Annotated in this window: 20 protein-coding genes; all 20 read right to left on the bottom strand. The window is 49.1% G+C overall.

The annotated features are described in order from the left end of the window. Positions 1-60: 60 nt before the first annotated feature. The 20 genes from ACRWSG_RS17720 to ACRWSG_RS17625 all read right to left on the bottom strand — a co-directional run bounded on the left by ACRWSG_RS17720 (position 61) and on the right by ACRWSG_RS17625 (position 16,123). Positions 61-513 carry a hypothetical protein gene (locus ACRWSG_RS17720; RefSeq protein ID WP_462167052.1) on the bottom strand — a complete coding sequence of 151 codons (453 nt, stop codon included), beginning with the start codon at positions 511-513 and terminating at the stop codon, positions 61-63. After that, positions 513-1,070 (bottom strand): 3'-5' exonuclease, encoded by a 558-nt coding sequence (locus tag ACRWSG_RS17715; RefSeq protein WP_462167051.1) that lies wholly within the window; start codon positions 1,068-1,070, stop codon positions 513-515. Before ACRWSG_RS17715 ends, ACRWSG_RS17720 begins: the two co-directional genes overlap by 1 nt. A gap of 396 nt (positions 1,071-1,466) precedes the next feature. Beyond that, complete coding sequence (locus tag ACRWSG_RS17710) at positions 1,467-2,174, bottom strand: hypothetical protein (protein WP_462167049.1); 708 nt, start codon at positions 2,172-2,174, stop codon at positions 1,467-1,469. 182 nt (positions 2,175-2,356) lie between these two features. After that, complete coding sequence (locus tag ACRWSG_RS17705) at positions 2,357-2,779, bottom strand: hypothetical protein (protein WP_462167048.1); 423 nt, start codon at positions 2,777-2,779, stop codon at positions 2,357-2,359. Between the two features lies 1 nt (position 2,780). Beyond that, positions 2,781-3,167, bottom strand: coding sequence for a hypothetical protein (locus tag ACRWSG_RS17700; protein WP_462167047.1), 387 nt, complete (start codon positions 3,165-3,167; stop codon positions 2,781-2,783). A 167-nt stretch (positions 3,168-3,334) separates the two neighbouring features. Further along, positions 3,335-4,588: an SNF2-related protein gene (locus ACRWSG_RS17695; RefSeq protein WP_462167045.1), complete on the bottom strand. Its 1,254-nt coding sequence runs from the start codon at positions 4,586-4,588 to the stop codon at positions 3,335-3,337. Next, positions 4,575-5,603, bottom strand: a complete 1,029-nt coding sequence (locus ACRWSG_RS17690) for a PD-(D/E)XK nuclease family protein (RefSeq protein ID WP_462167043.1) — start codon at positions 5,601-5,603, stop codon at positions 4,575-4,577. The genes ACRWSG_RS17695 and ACRWSG_RS17690 overlap by 14 nt, the downstream gene beginning before the upstream one ends. Then, on the bottom strand, positions 5,603-5,821 hold the full coding sequence (locus tag ACRWSG_RS17685) for a hypothetical protein (protein WP_462167041.1): 219 nt from the start codon (positions 5,819-5,821) through the stop codon (positions 5,603-5,605). The genes ACRWSG_RS17690 and ACRWSG_RS17685 overlap by 1 nt, the downstream gene beginning before the upstream one ends. Then, positions 5,818-8,475: a primase-helicase family protein gene (locus ACRWSG_RS17680; protein ID WP_462167040.1), complete on the bottom strand. Its 2,658-nt coding sequence runs from the start codon at positions 8,473-8,475 to the stop codon at positions 5,818-5,820. Before ACRWSG_RS17680 ends, ACRWSG_RS17685 begins: the two co-directional genes overlap by 4 nt. A 270-nt stretch (positions 8,476-8,745) precedes the next feature. After that, entirely contained in the window at positions 8,746-9,639 is an 894-nt protein-coding gene (locus ACRWSG_RS17675; protein WP_462167039.1) for a DUF932 domain-containing protein, read from the bottom strand. Between the two features lie 219 nt (positions 9,640-9,858). Next, positions 9,859-10,077: a hypothetical protein gene (locus tag ACRWSG_RS17670; protein WP_250660482.1), complete on the bottom strand. Its 219-nt coding sequence runs from the start codon at positions 10,075-10,077 to the stop codon at positions 9,859-9,861. Between the two features lie 62 nt (positions 10,078-10,139). Beyond that, positions 10,140-10,499, bottom strand: a complete 360-nt coding sequence (locus ACRWSG_RS17665) for a hypothetical protein (RefSeq protein ID WP_250660483.1) — start codon at positions 10,497-10,499, stop codon at positions 10,140-10,142. Position 10,500: 1 nt separating this feature from the next. Continuing rightward, positions 10,501-11,226, bottom strand: a complete 726-nt coding sequence (locus ACRWSG_RS17660; protein WP_462167037.1) for a hypothetical protein — start codon at positions 11,224-11,226, stop codon at positions 10,501-10,503. Positions 11,227-11,287: 61 nt separating this feature from the next. Further along, positions 11,288-13,366 carry a DNA polymerase family A protein gene (locus ACRWSG_RS17655; protein ID WP_462167036.1) on the bottom strand — a complete coding sequence of 693 codons (2,079 nt, stop codon included), beginning with the start codon at positions 13,364-13,366 and terminating at the stop codon, positions 11,288-11,290. Continuing rightward, the gene (locus ACRWSG_RS17650; RefSeq protein WP_462167034.1) at positions 13,363-13,998 is read right to left on the bottom strand and encodes a hypothetical protein; all 636 of its coding nucleotides are present in this window, start codon (positions 13,996-13,998) and stop codon (positions 13,363-13,365) included. Before ACRWSG_RS17650 ends, ACRWSG_RS17655 begins: the two co-directional genes overlap by 4 nt. Positions 13,999-14,025: 27 nt before the next feature. After that, positions 14,026-14,346, bottom strand: a complete 321-nt coding sequence (locus ACRWSG_RS17645) for a hypothetical protein (protein WP_462167032.1) — start codon at positions 14,344-14,346, stop codon at positions 14,026-14,028. Further along, positions 14,333-14,647, bottom strand: coding sequence for a hypothetical protein (locus ACRWSG_RS17640; protein WP_462167031.1), 315 nt, complete (start codon positions 14,645-14,647; stop codon positions 14,333-14,335). The genes ACRWSG_RS17645 and ACRWSG_RS17640 overlap by 14 nt, the downstream gene beginning before the upstream one ends. Further along, entirely contained in the window at positions 14,644-15,264 is a 621-nt protein-coding gene (locus ACRWSG_RS17635; protein ID WP_462167030.1) for a hypothetical protein, read from the bottom strand. Before ACRWSG_RS17635 ends, ACRWSG_RS17640 begins: the two co-directional genes overlap by 4 nt. Further along, positions 15,265-15,420 (bottom strand): hypothetical protein, encoded by a 156-nt coding sequence (locus ACRWSG_RS17630; RefSeq protein WP_462167029.1) that lies wholly within the window; start codon positions 15,418-15,420, stop codon positions 15,265-15,267. It abuts the gene before it with no gap. Positions 15,421-15,517: 97 nt separating this feature from the next. Continuing rightward, on the bottom strand, positions 15,518-16,123 hold the full coding sequence (locus tag ACRWSG_RS17625) for a hypothetical protein (protein WP_462167028.1): 606 nt from the start codon (positions 16,121-16,123) through the stop codon (positions 15,518-15,520). Positions 16,124-16,254 lie beyond the last annotated feature (131 nt).

Raw genomic sequence — 16,254 nt, 5'->3', positions numbered from 1 at the left:
TAACCCATGTTAATTTATGCACTATTATAAGCAGTGCAATCCGTGCCCGTCCCGTGTGTTCTACTGGGGTTCGACTATAAACCCGTTCACCGTGACCTGAGAAATAAACGCTGCCATGGCATCGTAATTCATTGTCTCTGCACGTTTTGCAAATTCGTCAGCGGTAATACCTTCCGCCCATTCTCTAGGGTCGGTCAGCACCACGCCGCAAATTTGTCGTTTATATTTTATTGATTCACAGCCGACGATAACTACTGCTAGTTCGTTAGCCGCTAAAGCTTCTTTGAGCCAGAACAACTGCTGTTCAGACAGGTTCGGCTTAATCTTTGTTGATCCGCGCTTGGGTAGCTGCTTGATAAACTTGTACTCAGCCCAAAGCGGCTTAACACCATTCTTCGAGCGGTAGAAGGCGTCAGGGACACCCCCAGCAAAGTTGTCGTTTATCTTCCAGCTACGAAACAGCGCCGTTGGTAATCTCTTACCAACGTTCGATGTGTATTGGGATTCAATCATTACAGGGTTAGGTCAGTCTCGTCCAAGATGGCAAATAACGTTTTAGCCTGTGCTTCCGCGTCGCTTAACGCATGATGCGCGATTTCTGGTTTAACGCGCTCAACGTTCGGTGCTAAGGCTCTTAGGGTGCGGTAGCACATGTCGCCTCTGTATGTCCAAGGGGCGGGCTTGTCAGCCATGTCGTACGCCGCTAGTAGAAGGGCATTGTCCATCATAGAACCATTACCCCAGACGCGGATTTGATCTATCGGCGTGTCACCAGCCTGTTTGCTAATGAACTCCGACACGGCTGCCAATGCGGTCGTGATATGCGCGTGTCCGTAGTTTGCTCTAAACTCGTCACGCGCCTCCTGCGACTCTTGAAGCCACCACATAACGGTAGTGGCGCTAATATTCATCCCAAGTTTCTGACAACTCTCTAGGTTTACACGGGTGTAGAACCCTTCGCCTATTTTGCGCTCGGCGAGGTTCATCGGTGAGATGCCAATAGACAGTATCGCATCTTTTGGCTCTGTCCCCATTGATTCAAGGTCAAGCATGAAGTCTTTGTATGCCATGAGTTTTTCTCCTACTGAACGATCGTTCACCTTCACTGGGTGGCGAACTCTATCTGAATGATTTGTGAATGAAAAGGGTAAAATTACTAAATTGGAACGATTTTACCAAGGCTTAACAATGCCTTAAGGAAACGTTATCGTTGATCAAACATTGATCGACAAGTTTACATTTCCTTACAGTTCTGCTGCCAAAATTAACCTTTAATTTTAAATAAGTTATGTGCAATTTCGGCCTAAGTTTGTTGCCCGTTTGGAACAAAAGCTTGAATTTTGGATAAAGTTTTAAAAATTCGGCTTTCTTTTGGAAATGTTAGCACTTTGTTCCCAAATGGGGATCGTTGCACATAAAAAAGCCGACCCAAGTGGGGGTCGGCGAAAGACTCATTTAAGCCTGAGTTAAGCTGCTTCAGCCGCAGGAGCTGCGAACAGACCGTCGTAGATTGCAACTGCTTGGTCATAAAGGTCGTCAGGTGCGTGAGCGACCAATGTAACGTCGTAGTTGAAATAGTTGCCTGAGTTGTTCGACTCAGATACTACGCCAAGCTGCCACACACAGCCAAAGCGAGGGTTGCCTTGTTTTTCTTCGTCGTTGATTCGGGTGTTCCAAACCTTAGACTTTTTGACTTTAACCCCCGGCATATCTAACATTGCCACGCCTTTAGGAGCACCTTCATCGTCTAGCAATAATACTAGGTGAGTTGGGTTCTCTTTAATTTCGTGGTCTTTTTCAGCAAGGCCTTGCTCAGCTAAAGCTTCTAGTGCTTCTTCTTTTGAGTCGTAAGTGCCTACCATGCCACCGCCAGTCTTGCGTGTGCGCCATACAACGAATTTCTTTGTAAAGCTAAGGTTGATTACGAACATCGACGTGTAGAGTTCTTCTGTCACGCTGTTCATGATCATGCCCGCTTGTGCGCCTTCAACTTGCTTCGGATGACCAGGTTGTACTTCGTCGTTAATCATTTGAAGTAGTTTCAAGCGAGGAATCGCTAAATCGTTAGTCGTTACGGCTTCAGAACCGCGACCAACGTATTCGTTACGTTCTTCGATTGTCGCTACGCCAGCAAATTGTTCTTCTTGTACTGCTACTTCTGTATTCTTAGACATGTTTATATCCTGTTTATTCGTTAATTAGTTAGTTTTCGTCATTCTCGATCCGCTAAGATCAATAAAGCCCCACGACTGACGAGGAAGCGGGGCCAATAAGTAAGCAACCACAACTGACACAAGGAGAGAACCAGTTGAGGTCGCTATATTAGTGTTACTGTTAATTTAAGTCAACAGTAACGCTAAGATTTTCTAACCGATAGTTTTCGGACTTTTACTGGGGCAACACCAGCCAGTGATTCGCCAGTGCTCAAAAGCTCTCGATATGGTGCGCCGTTCACCTTGCGCTGAAGGAAGTAGAACGCATCATTCTCTTTGATGTACTCGTATAGTGCATCCCAGTCTTGAACTGATGGTTGTGTTTCTTCGCTCATTGAAACCATGCCAATGCCCGCGTAAGAGACTTTTTCGCCTACTTCAAGGGTAGCCTTAAGGTGGTTCTCAAGCTCTGTTCTGCGCTCTTTCAGTGACTTCAGCTCTGCTGATTCGATTAGGGCGATTTCACGACGAACGTTCATAAGCTCCGTGACGATCTCTTTACGGTCATGTGTTGGTGCTTGCTCGACTGCTTCTGGTTCGATGTTTAATTGTAGTGCTGCTGACATATTATGCTACCTTCTTATCTTCTGTTTCTGTTACCGGTGTACGACACTGCGCTTCGTAGAACGCGTGCAGTCTGTCCATTGCTTCATCAAACGCTTGAATCTTGATGGTCGGCGTAGTAGCTAACTTGGCCTTAAGACGTTTACACTCGGCTGTTAGCTTCGTGATTTCCTCAAGGTTCAGGTCAGCCATAGCTGCCTTCAGGCCTTCTTCAGCTTTGCGTAGTGAATCGCGCGTTTCGTCGAAGTCGCTACCGAACTCTACAACCTGACGACGGGTGTTACGAACGTCTTTCACAATGTCCGTGAACAAGTCCATGTCGAAGTCTGCTGCTGTGATTGCAAATGCGTTTAATGGTGCTTTTGGTGCTTGGTTTGATTTATCAGTCATTACTGGTTCTCTCTATAGTGTTTTGTTTAGGTTGCTTGGTTTAGGCCGCTTGGAATAGGCCTGCTACTGTGTTCAGTAGGTCGATCATATTCATCTGCTTGTCGAGCATCTTGGCGTAGACTTCTTCTTCTACAGTGTTCTCGGCTGCAATATGAATAATCTCAGTTTTACGTTGCTGACGCTGTACGGACAATACGGTGGTTGAACTGCTCGTATAGGTCGGCGCGGTAGGTTGGACTTGCCCAGATAATGCGGTTAGCGCGTGTTAGGGTAAGGCCGTGTCCCGCTGACTGCGGGTGTGCGAAAATTACTTGAATGTTGCCTTGCTGGAACTGATAGACAATGCGGTTACGCTCAAGCGTCTTCGTAGAGCCATCAATTACAGCGTACTTAAGCTTGCGTTTCTCAGCTTCAGCTATCAGGCCGTCACGCTGATGCGTCCAGTTGAAGGCCACAAGGGCGTGGTCGGTTTCTTCTACTAAATCAAGTACCAGCTCGTATCGTTCTTTGTGAACGTTAACCACTGAACCGTCTTCGTTGTAGACACCGCCCGACAGTGTTTGTAATAGCTTCTGCATACGTGATCCAGCATGAACCGCGTTTAGCATTTCGCCAGATTCAAGGGCAAGCATTGACTCACGCTTCAGGAACTCATAGTCACGGCGTATCTTCGGCGGTAACTCGACGGTTACTTCACGGAATACGGTGTCTGGCAGTTCTTGCACGTCATCTAGCGACACTCGCGAGGTGATGTCACATAACATTGATGTCACGTGGTCAGCCGCGCCTGCTTTGTCCTTCCATTCCATAGCTCCCGGTGGTGCTCCGAGAATAGGCTTAGGGTCACAAACTTGCTGGCGGAAACCAAAGAAGTTTTTACCTAGGCGCTCGCCACGGTCAACAAGAAAAGCCAAGTGCCAAATATCTAAAATGGTATTAGGTGTTGGCGTACCTGTCATAAGCGTCATTCGTGGGATTACTGCGGAAACAGCGTTCAGGGACTTAGAACGAATCGACGTTCTATTGCGGAATGCGTCACCTTCGTCGATAATCAAAACATCGAACTTGTCGGCATAACCTTCTTTGTCGATCATCTTTACGGTGTCGTGATTGGTGATAACCCATTGCGCATCGCTCTCAAAGGCCTTGCGCTTCTTAGCGGCAGTACCAGCGGCAACAGCATAAGTCGTTTCAGGCCAGCCGAAACGTAGGTCTTTAGCCCATGCAGGCGTGAGGATGGAAAGAGGGGCAAGAACCAACACACGGGCTTCAGGCCAGTACGTTTTGACCGTGTGGACACAGGCAAGGGTTTTACCTGTACCACAACCGTCGAAGTTCAATACGCGTTCGTTAGCGCCCCAAAGAGCGGCAAAGCGCTCTTGGTGCGTGAATGGTTTAAAGGTTGGCTTAGACGGCTTCATCTAACCCCCTATAGTGGTCGAAACCACATGCACCATTGCCGTATGCAACACCGTCACGGTTAGTGTTACAGCCGTACTCGCAGAAACGACAGGTATGTGCGTTGGCTGATGGGATGAAGTCACGGGTCGTCGTAAGCTTCACAGCACGGTTATGATAGCGAAGTAATAGCATTGATAGCTGACGGCGGTTGAATGAGCGAATCATCTTCACGCCTTCGTCTATGTACCAGAACTCAACTTTAAACACATCTAACTCAGGGTAGCGGTGCATCGCGTGCAATGCGTAGCTTAGGCCTTGGTCAGCGTGCTTCATTTCGTTGCCAAACTTCTTACCGGTTTTGTAGTCGATGATTACACATGAGTTCTCATTCTCCATCACAAAACCATCTAGCTTAGCGCGTCCCCACAGCTCTTCGTCGTCCCAGTCACACGGCGACCAGTCTTTGCGAATACCCCAGTCGTCCTCAAGTGATACCTTACCCGCTCGGAAGTCTTCACGAAGCTGTGCGAAGTCGGCTGCGAAAGCGTCGAACTTAGTGCGACCGTCGGCTGGTAGTTCTGGAATCTTGCCACGTACCCAAGCCTCACAACCATCGTGGATCAGTGTACCGCGCTGTGCTGCTTCGCCTGACTCAACGTAGATTTTGTCTACCTTGCCAAGCTTCACCGCCCACTGGCAGTTCTCGAACTTCTTAAGGGTTGAGAATGACCATGCTTTGACGGCTGCGACAGGGAAGTCTACAACCATTGCGCCACGCTCATTGTCACGTGTTTCCTTAGCCTTCTTCAGTGAGTCAGCTAGGCTCTTAAGGTCTTTCGACTTACCGACGGGTGGGCCAGACGGCGGCGGCGTGCTCACGGCCTTCTGCTTGGTCGCTTTAGCCACTGCACCAAGACGGGCGGCAAAGCTTTCTTGCGTTGCTTCCTTCTTGGCTTGGCCTTCGATTGACGTGCCTTGAATAGTCTGCTGGCCTGTTTCTTTCGCTTTGGCCTTAAGCGTTTCAGCGAACCCCATTAGGCGGCTCGCTTTGCTTGACGACGAAGGAACGCTGCACATTCGTCTAGGCCAGTGTAAAGCTCACCTTCATGAGCGATTACAGGCGCAGTACGTAGGCCGTGCGGGTTCTCTTCTTCAATGAATTTCTCTTCTAGCTCAACGCCAGCGAAATTTGCGTAGTCGCGGACGTCACCGCAGAATTTACAGTTCTTTGTTTTGAATAGTACAGGGGTCATAGTTCGTAACCTTCATTTGAATATATTTCTGGTTCAGCCGATTGTTCTAGCTCTGCCTTGGCCTCAGCCATTGCACGCTCGAACTCTTCTGAGCTGTTTCTTTTGTTGATTGATGACACGTTGGTCGGCAGTGCAGCGTTGGCCTCTCGGATTTCTTCTAGAATCTCAAGGTCGTCGTACTTCCACACAACCTCTACACAGCGAGGGCGTGTAGGTAGGGCTTTAGGTGCGCCTACAGGTGTCGATTTGCGTTTACGTACGATGTCATGCGTACTGAGCATCCGTGATAGGGCGTTGTCCGATATTTCCTTGCCCGCCAGATAGCCGTACAGCATCTTTAGGTCGTCAGGTAATAGGTAACAAGGCTTGCCCGTGTTTACGTGCTCTAGGTTCGCAGTCAGGAACGTTTTGACGCGTGATAGTTGCGTGAAGTCCGCAGCTTCTAGGTTGGCGGCTGACTTATCTAAAATGCCGATGAAGGCACCAAAATCACCAGTCGTTAGCGCATCGAAGAAACTATCAGCAGCACTCATACCCGCTTTCTGGGTGTCGATACGTGCCTGGTTCATGATGATTGAGCCTGATTGGTTCACATCAACTTTGAACGAGCGTAGGAACGTAGCGAACTTGAATAGCTCGGCCTTGATTAACTCGTTAGAGTGCTCTCGGAAAACCTTAAGATACGCTAATCGAGTCTCAAGCATACGTTGCTGTCTAGGCGCGATGTTGTAACGACGTTTGTCTTCTACAGGCATTGCATCTAGGTCGTTCGTCGCAAAGATGAAGTTCAAGCGTTGCACGACTTCGCGTTGTTGCTGTTGCATCTTACGAAGCATCATTGTCGGTTCAGTAATGCGCGTTTTGAGCAGCGATGCAGTCTTCGTCAGACTTTGTGCACCACGCATGTTGAACTCGTCCACCATTAGCAGCATTAAGTCTTCCATCCAGCCGTTGAACTGGTCGTCAGCGATACCTTGTAGGGTATTCTGTGCAACGTAGTCATGACCGAATAGAGGGCGAAGTACAGCTTTGAAGAACAGGCCTTTACCCGTACCCTCAGTACCGTGTACTAGCCATGCTGTTTGTGTCTTGTCCTTCTTCTGAATGATGAAGGCCAGCCAGTTAATGAAGTGCTCAAAACAGTCCATATCATCGCCGAGCATGTTCAGGATGATTTCACTGATAATTGGGCAGTCTAAGCTGAGCATCCAGCCATTACCGTAGCGCAACGTGTCTTGGTGTTCGTGAACTGTCTTATCACGCATAAACACAGTTGGCTTAAATCGGTTCACGTAGTCCTTGTCGCCAACGGTAAACAACGTTTTAGAGTTGTTAGGGTCGAGAACTACATGACGGGCAGGGACTGGGTCTGGTACAAGCTGACCGTAGTGCTTCATCCACTCTTCGGCTACCTGTCCATTACGTCGCTCGTTCATTTCAACGATTTCGTCGTGTTCCTTGTCGTATTCCATCGTGACGTAAGCGTCAGTGGTTTGGTCAATGAACATGCTGCGTTGTACTTTACGTACGACACCGACTTCCTCGTCCTTCACTTCGTCATAGGCCGCACCGTACTTCTCAACGTGCTTGGCATAGGCCTCTGGGTCAGCGGCTTTGAACAAGAACGCAGGTTCGTCAGGCACGAAACAGCGGACAATCTCAGGGTTAGAACGGGCTACCCAGTACGCGTTGTTGCGGCTACCGCCAACGTTATAGCGAACAAACTCGTCGTCTTCGTATGCAAACTCCATACGGGCAGGCGGCGGGTTAGACATGACGTTCACCGCACGACCGTTCACATTAATTCGGTCATACTTCGGTTTGTGGCGGGTGATGCCAGCTTCCGTTTGCAAGTCCTTAATACGCTGGTCGCGTACTTGGTTAACTCGCTCCATCTTGTCGAGCACTTCTTCTAGCAGTGGTTCAAGGTCAAGCAATTTATGCTCTTTCTCAACCAACACAAAGCGGTCTTCATCGTTAACAAACGGGTTTGCTTTCTTAGGACCAAAACTAGGTGGTGCGATATACACAAGGCGTGACGGCTCAGCTAAACAAGGGTCAATAACACTTTTAAGTCGTGTCTTGGTCTTCGTAAGCTTTAGACGTTCGTAAATCTCTGCCTGTGTATAGTTCAACGAGGTGAGCCAGTCTTTCAATGCACGGTGGCTAACTGGGTTTTCAAGTAAGAAGTGGATATGTACCGATACTTCGTCTTTGTGCAAATCGAACGAGCTAGACGCCATTGCCACGTATGACACATTGGCTAGTTCTTTCGGTAGCATTTTAACTACTGATTCGGCTACGGCTTCAACGTCCGATTTGCGGTATCGGTCTTTGATCCCACCTTCTAGCTTCAGGCCGTCAATGTCCAACACAAGGAACTGCGTCTTGGCGTCTTGGTCTGTCATACCACGGCGCGACTCAGCTTGTAATGGGCGTATGAATTGGCCTTTGTAAAGTGCTCTACCTAGGTTAGCGTTCTCTACAAGTAGACTGCGGTAGCCTTTTAACCCGTCTTCTTCGACGTTCAACTCTGCTTCATGCGATGTTAGCTTTGCGGCAAGTGGGTACGAGCGCGAGCTGCCATCAGCTAGACCGATTGTTTTACGTAAGGGGCCGATCTTACTCAGTGCTGAAACAAAGTGCAGTTTCATTTGGTTTAAGCCTCCCTTGGGTATTTTTCGTAATCTTCGGCACAATCTGCGTCACAGAACAACTGTTCAAGGCTGTCCAGCGGTTCATCGCAGTTGTGGCAAGCTTCTTTGGGTGTTAAACGCGGTGTGTTAAGCCGCGCGTTTTGTATGTGGACAGCAAGCATCATTTCCTGCTGCGCCACAGAGTTATCTATAATGTCGGGCATCGGTTGTTATGATTATTAGTTAATAAATTTGCTATTCTAACAGTATTACTAATAATTATGAAACCTAAGCTGCGGCTTTAATTAGCGGGTTGCCCAAGAATCGTGACACGCGAGCTTCACGTTCAAGTACAATCGCTGGGGCGTTTGGTACGCTGGCCTCTTTAATTTCGGCGTGTGTAGACCAGTAGGTCAGGGCATTGAAGAACGCCCACATGGTCTTGCCAAGTGTTTTACTTTCGTTCATCCAAATATCGAACAGCTTGTTGTTCATGGCTAATGAGCCGCGAGCGAACTCACTGATTAGGCCGATTGCCTTCTCGTCAGAACATGGCTCTTTCGACCACTTGCGCCACTGGTTGCCCATAGTCACAAAGTTCTCTACTGAAGCGGCTACACGCTGCTTAACTTCGTCAACCTTGAAGCCTGATGTGTGGCGGGCGACGTAGTTCGACACGTCCGTTCCGACAACCATACCGTTCGCACACACTAAGCGATAACCGCCCATGTTGATGCGTAGGTTCGTCGAACCGTCATAGCTGTTGATTACATTCAAGCGCAGATTGGTTACATCCCGACGACCGCGACCAATGCTAATCTTGTGCTCAGGGAAGATGTACGAACGAATCGAACGACCACCTTCATACGCAATAGAGTCGGTAATCTCCATTCCGTTCGTATCGAGTACGTCTGATTCACGAATTGCAGCGTCTACACGCTCATACACTTCGCTATTCTTGATTAGGCTGTAACGTTGACCATGCACCGCCAGTACAGTGTCCGTGTCTTTACGTACAACGGCCTGTAGGCCTCGGTCTGGCATACCTGTTAGGTCTGACAGCGGTTGACAGTCTACAGGGAAGAACAGGCCTGCTGCGGCATGTTGCTTAGCTGCTTCGTCACGGGCTTTGATTAAGTTTAAGGCCGATGGTTTTGTAGGGAAGTTCAATACTGCGCTCATGTCTTTAAATCCTTGTGTTGTGGTCTTTCCGCACTTTAGGCGGTGATAGTTCTTGCTTGCGTTGAAGGTAGTACGACTCAGAATCGGAAGGCGAACCAATCCGTGTATGTGTCGTAGTACCCTGGTATTGGACGAAGTGACTTTCGATTACTATCGCCAGCTCGTCGTTAATGTGTTCAAGGGTTAGCATCCCTCGTTTTTTGTCGAATTGGTGCGTTATCATGCTGCCTTCATTTCTTCTTGTTTGCGTGCGTGTAACTTGGCCTTATCCATCATTCGAATACACTCTTTCTCGTGCGCTTGGATAACCTTATGCTTGATACCGGTCTTCTTGCTGTACGTCATTTCGATGTAAACGAATACACCGGTATTCGCTTCTTTCATTACTGAATAAACTTTCTTGCCGCCGTTTACGACTAGTTGATCAACTGTTCTCATGTTTTACTCCACAGAAAAAAGGGGTGGCGTTTCCGCACACCCCCCAAGGAACTATTGTGAATTTACTCGCCTAAGTCACACTTAGGACAATCTAGCTCGGTTACTGCCATCTGAGAGCCGTCAGGCATCTTCGACATTGTCTGGCGGTAACTCGGTCGTAGGAACTCCTTGCAGCGAAGGCAACGACGATTGTTGGTCTCTTCACGGTCTCCTGCGCCCGCTACAGGCATTTCGTTGGCGTATTGGATGAAAGGGTGGAACTCTGACTCAATGCGGTTAGAAACGTGTTTCTGCGCTTTCTTGAGGTTAGGGAATACCATTACTTCGTTATTGTCGTCCTTCAGTACCTTGATTTCTTCGTCAGGTACTACAAGCAATACAACGACTGGTTTTGTTTGTGCGAAATTGTTTGGCTTTGCCATGTTATGCGGCCTCTAGTTCTTTAGTGAATTTAATTTTCACCCCACGGCGCTTAGCGTCCGTCAGGATATAATCTTTTGCGATTTGAGCGTCAGACTCGGTCGGCGCTGAGTTCTGTGCTGCTGCCCATGCGACCTTGCCGTTCTGCAGCAATGTGCCTTGGCGTGTGATGCCACGGTCTCGGTGATGGAACTCAAGAACTGGTGTGTCAGGCATACCGCCGTACTCATTGTTCTTAGCTACATACATGCGCGGAATAGCTCGGAGGCTGTTGCCCGTCACAGGGTCAACGTAGAACGGCGCTTGTCCTTCTTCTTTGGCCTTGCGTGCAATCTCAGTAGCCTTGCGCATTGAGTCTTTGCGTTTCTCTTCAAGGTCTTTGATTGTCGCCTTAAGGTCAGCAATCGTTGCTTTCTGGGTCTTGTTAACTTTGAACAAGCGTTTAGGGTCAAGCTGCTGTAGGTGCTTCAGCTCTGCTTTCAAGCGCGTGATTTCCGCCTTGTCGATGCCTTTGTGCTCGACGGCCTTATCAATCACCATGCTCTGTTTGTCTAGTAGTCGGTTCTTCTCATTGATGACGTTCTGCATGTCTTCCACCTGTGCGCGTAGACGTTCGATTTCGTCAACGGCCTCGTTGAATTGGTCAACGGTTTTGTTATGGTCATCAGCTACTTTTACGATTTCTTCAAGGATTGCTGTAGCGTTGTCTGCGATGTTTTGAACTGACATATTTAATTCTCTTCAATGGGGAAATAGGGCGGGTACAAGGACGCCGCCCTCTGGTTTACTCTTATTTTGAATACTCTTTTGCGTAGCCACCGTCGTTAGCCAGTGGTAAGCCCACTGCCCAGCTAGGGGCTACTGCCATGTGTCGCTCCATTACGGCGTACGCACGGTCAAGGTCTCGCTCAGTTAGAGCGGCTAGAATTTCATCGTGTACGCTACCCATAACCCAGCCTAGGCCAGTGTCTTCAAGCTCTGCGTTCACGTTCACAAGCTGTTCGGCAAGAATGTCGCGAGCTGTTGCCTGCGCGATGTTCTCGATTAGTAGGCCGTGCCATAGGTATTTAGGGACTGGTTTACCCCAGCGGTCGTACTTGTCAGAGTCGAACACGACTTTCATCGTCACGCCTGACTGAGTCTCTTCGCCTTTGTAACGGGCGTTGCTGTACTGAAGTACGCGGCCTGAAGGTAGAACAATCTGGTCTTTGCGTGCCAAGTACGAGTCATTAGGGCCGAATCGTAGCTCGCCACCGTTAACCAACACTGGCATTACAGTGTTCGCTAGGTAGTGCCACATAGCCTTAACTGCGTAGTGCTTGGTGTCGTACGAGTTCTTTACGCCGCGACAGAACGCATCGTCTTTGAACATCGGTTCCATGCCCAGCGGACCACTTGCAAGGTATTGTTGGAAGCCGAACCAGCCCATAGCGAAGCCTAGGCCTAAGCCCGCAGCCTTACCCATTTGGCGCTCGTTCTTGTCCTGCGACTTTGTGATTTTACGGTCGAAGATGCCGCCCGCTACGTCACAGTAGTAGTCATACTTGTCTGGGTGGTCGTCTGGTAGGTCATCGGTGGCCTTCATCTGGTCTAATACGTCAGTTTGACCACAGAACCACATATTCACACGTAGCTCGATGTTCGATAAGTCACACACACCAATCTGATAACCATCAGGCGCTAACATTGATAGACGGTGCTTACCGCCACGGGTGTTGTTCTGCTGGTTAAGCTTCTGCCCACCCGACCAACGGCCTGTCTGTCCCGCACCATAGTAGTTAAGGAAAAACGGCATACATGCGTCATCAAAACCAACACTGCGGAAGGTCTCTGAAACGCTAATCATACGCTGGGCACGACTCGACGCGATGGTTGACTTCACACGTTCACGGGCTTTGTAGAGCGCTGCGTGCTGTGGGTTGTCAATCTGTAGTCGAATGTACTCAGGGTCGCCCTTGCCCAGTGCTGGTGACAGTAGGCCTGTGGTCTTCGAAATCTTCTTAGGCACAGTTAGGCCGAACTCGCGTAGTAGCTGTTCGTACTGCTGGTTAGAGCCGAACGTCTTAGGTGTTACGTCTTTGATGTCGTGCTCTAAGCAATACTCAATAGCCGCAACAACCGCTTTGCCGTCTTTCTCTCGCTCTTCGACCAACACTTCATGCAGTAGCTCGTTTTTGATGTCGAACTGCGGCTCAATCGCACCACGTAGCGTGATGTTCATAGCGTTTAACTCGATGCTTTCGCCAAGGCCAATACGCGGTACGTAAGCCAAGAACAAGCGACGCATTAGGTTAACGTCCTGACGGCAATACTTAGCAAGCGATGCGTGCTGCTCGTCGGTGATGTACTCGTACTTGATACCGTCAACGTCCGCCAAGTCATTACCTTTACGCAATGCAGGGTCATCAGGCCACTCGTCTTTTGCACACGCGTCAAGGCGTGCTGGTTTGTGCGCAGCTAGATACTTACGCATGAGCATTGTGTCGAAGTAGAAGTCGAACTCAACGCCATGCACCCAGTTACAGATTGCACCATCAAACGTTGTATTGTGAGCAACAACGCCAACACGCAGGCCGTCTGCTCTTGCACGTTTGATCATGTCCATCTGTTCACGGTAGAAATCATTGCCATGTCCGTACAAAATGGTCTCGTCAAGGTCGATTGCTAAACCTAGGCCTGTCTCATGGAAACGCTCGCCTAAGATGTACTCAGGGTAGGTTAGAGACTTCAGGCTGTACGACTTAGAACCTTGGTTGGCCTTCGACTTGTAGAACGATTCCCAGTCAAGGAAAACGATAATGTCTAGGTTAAAAGCCTTTTTGATCACGTCCAGCGTTAGGCGGTCGTTGCGGTTGAAAGTGCTGCTCATGCAGCACCTTCCTGTTCTTCTGTTGACTCTTCCGCAGCTTCTTCCGATACTGCAGTTTCTTCGGCAGGCTCGTCGCCCGACAAGATGCTGTCCAGTGACTTACCTTCGACTGGTGCTTCACAGTATTCGTCGGGGATGATGTCAGCCAGTTCTGGGGCTTCTTCAACCACTGTACGAAGTGTTTTGTGGCCTTCAAGGAAAGCGATAATCTTCTCTTGAATCTCAGCCGCCTGCTTCTGCACATAGGCGCTCTTAGGGAATACACCCATGATGCGCTCTTCCATCATCGGCAAGTCTTCGAACAATGCTTCGTTAACGTTGCCCACCTGATAGCGGTAAGGGATAGGCTTCACACCGCCGAACTCAAGGTTCATGATTGAGCCACGGTCAGCGCTTACAACTGTTAAGTGCGGGGCAGTAGGCAGTGTGCCTTCTATGATAGTCGATACGTCTTGGCCGTCAGCACAAAGGTTGCCAAGGCCGTACATGTCGAACAGTGATTGGTAAACTTCTTTGCCCAGCTCAGCTAGCTCGCGGTTCAGGCTGTCAATACGACCACCGATTTTTGAGTGTACTACAGCTTGTGCAATCTTCTGGCGGTTGTACGCATTAAGGCGTAGGCCTAGCTTCAATTTTTTCATGATTAATACCTGTGTTGGTTATGGTTTAACTATGATGTCACCCGACATAGTCTCTGCATTGCCAGTGATGGCCTTAGCTTCAACGTCGCCTGACATCGTTTTAACTCGCTCGACTGTGCCGTTCACTGACACGTCGCCTGATGTGGTCGAGACTGAGTGGACAGCGCCTTCAATCTCGATTTTGATTTCTGGTTCGGCCTGCACTGTCTGTGCTTTGCCGTCCACGTAAACGCGACCATTAGCAATCACCACGTCACCGCCTTTGAACGACTGACCGTTGATGGTCACTGTGCTACCACTAATGCCGCTGATAGTAGTGGTACTGTTAATCGCGCTCATCAATGAACCCAATAACTTGCTTAATGTCTTCATCAATGGCCTTTACCATCTCTTTGATCTTGCCGCTCTCGGCCTTAATGCCTTCAAGTTCCGCTCGACGTGCTTCAAGGCTGCGTACAATCTCCACTAGTTCGTCGGTCGAGTAACTCTCAACTGCTGAACCATTTAGGAATGTTACGGTGTTAATTTCGACTACCGGTGTCTTGCTGTAGACTGGTGCAGTCGGTGTTTTCGCTGGTGCGGCTTTCGCTGGTGCGCCTTTTGCTGCTGCTAACTGGCTTTGAAATGAATTATGGTTCATGCTGCTTCCTCTAAAGGTTGTTTTTCATTGGTAGGGTTAATCGCTTTGATTAGCTCCGACAGGTCTTTGATGCGTGCCGCAGCGTCAATGCGCTCAAGCATAGGCTTGCTTGTGTCGTCAAGAATGCTTCGCTGCGCTTCGATAGCTGGTTCTAGTGACTGGCTAATCTTGCGCAAGGCTCTGCTGTGGTCTCCGAATAGCTGCTGCTTCAGTGCTTCCGCCAGTTCGTAATCTTCCGATAACACTTTCTGCATTTCTTCAGTATGACCGCGCTTCGCAAGCTCTTCAGCTACCATCTTCTCGACACACAGCGGGTCCACGTCCGTACCATCTTCAAGCTCTTGCTCAGCGGCGGCGATTAGTAGGCTCGCTAGGTCTAGCATGGTATTCGCATACATGATGTGACGTATTGCAGGGACAAACTCACCTGAGTTGTATTCGTCGTTCAGCCATGCTGCAACGAAGGCAGCAACGTCGTCGCTGTCAACACTTGCTAATACGTCTTTGATGTCGCTAGGGGTTGATACAAAGTCAGCCACCACAGCTTCTAGGTCTACATGAAATTCCATGTCTTGAATGTCTGCGCGTTCAACCAGTACGTTGTTATGACTTGCCATTTACCATGCTCCTGTGTATTTCTTGATTACTAGATATTCGTCGTACGACACCTGTGCAACGTTGCGCACTGAGTATGTGAAGATGTCGTCGATGAACTTACCTTCTTCTTTTTCGTCTTCGTACAGCTCGTTGTGGCACTCTTGGAGCAAGGCCATTGTGATAGCCTCGTCCTCTGTTCGTGCTTCGCCGACTAGGGTGACATACTTCTCGTAAGTACCCGCTTCAATCAATAGCTGGACAGCGTATGGGTGCTTAACCATTGCTGTCACCGCTCAGCTGTAGAAGAGTAGGGGTCTCGCCCAGCATGTCGCCTACCAGTTGGCCTGCGGTCTCAAGTGCCAAGCGACCTTCTTCTGACTGGCTAAGCTCTTGAACTAATAGCTGTGCCTCCATCTGTTCAGCAACTTGGTCGATGCCGTTCAGCTTCTCTTTGAGTGAATCAAGCTTGTTGCTCAGCTCGCGCCACTTCTCTTCCGCTTCCTTGAAGGCATCGCTCAGCTTGTAAAGCTCTTCGGTTGCATGGAAATCAAGGTCGAATCGCAAATAGTTTTCATGGTAGTCAGTTGTTTCATAGTCACGAATACGCAACTCAACAGTCAGGTTCAACGTGCCGTCTTCCTCAAACTGCTTTTGGTACTCAGGCCACATGTTCTTGAAGTTGCTAGTGCCTAACATGCAAGACTCAGCAAGGCCTGTTTCAACACAACGAACCATGTCTGTGTTCTTGTCGAAGTATTTCTCAGCCGCATCGCGCTCAATACATGAGAACTTGTTGAAGAAGTTACGTATGCGCGTCAGCTCGCCATCTCTGGCTACGTAGTCCATTGCGTGTTTCTCGACTAGCGTTCTGGTCGCCATCTTCACCAAGTCGCGTGCCACTGATAGTTTGGTGTCAGCCTCGCGCTCTTCTTTCGTTAGGTCGTCGATGCGCTTCTTGAGCTCAGACTTCATTAGCTGCTTGCTAATCTTTACTGAGTTCTGAATCTTTG

Source organism: Pseudoalteromonas sp. GB43 (genome assembly GCF_054923805.1).
The sequence above is the reverse complement of the archived record's forward strand: the minus strand, read 5'-3'. Positions and strand labels throughout refer to the sequence as shown.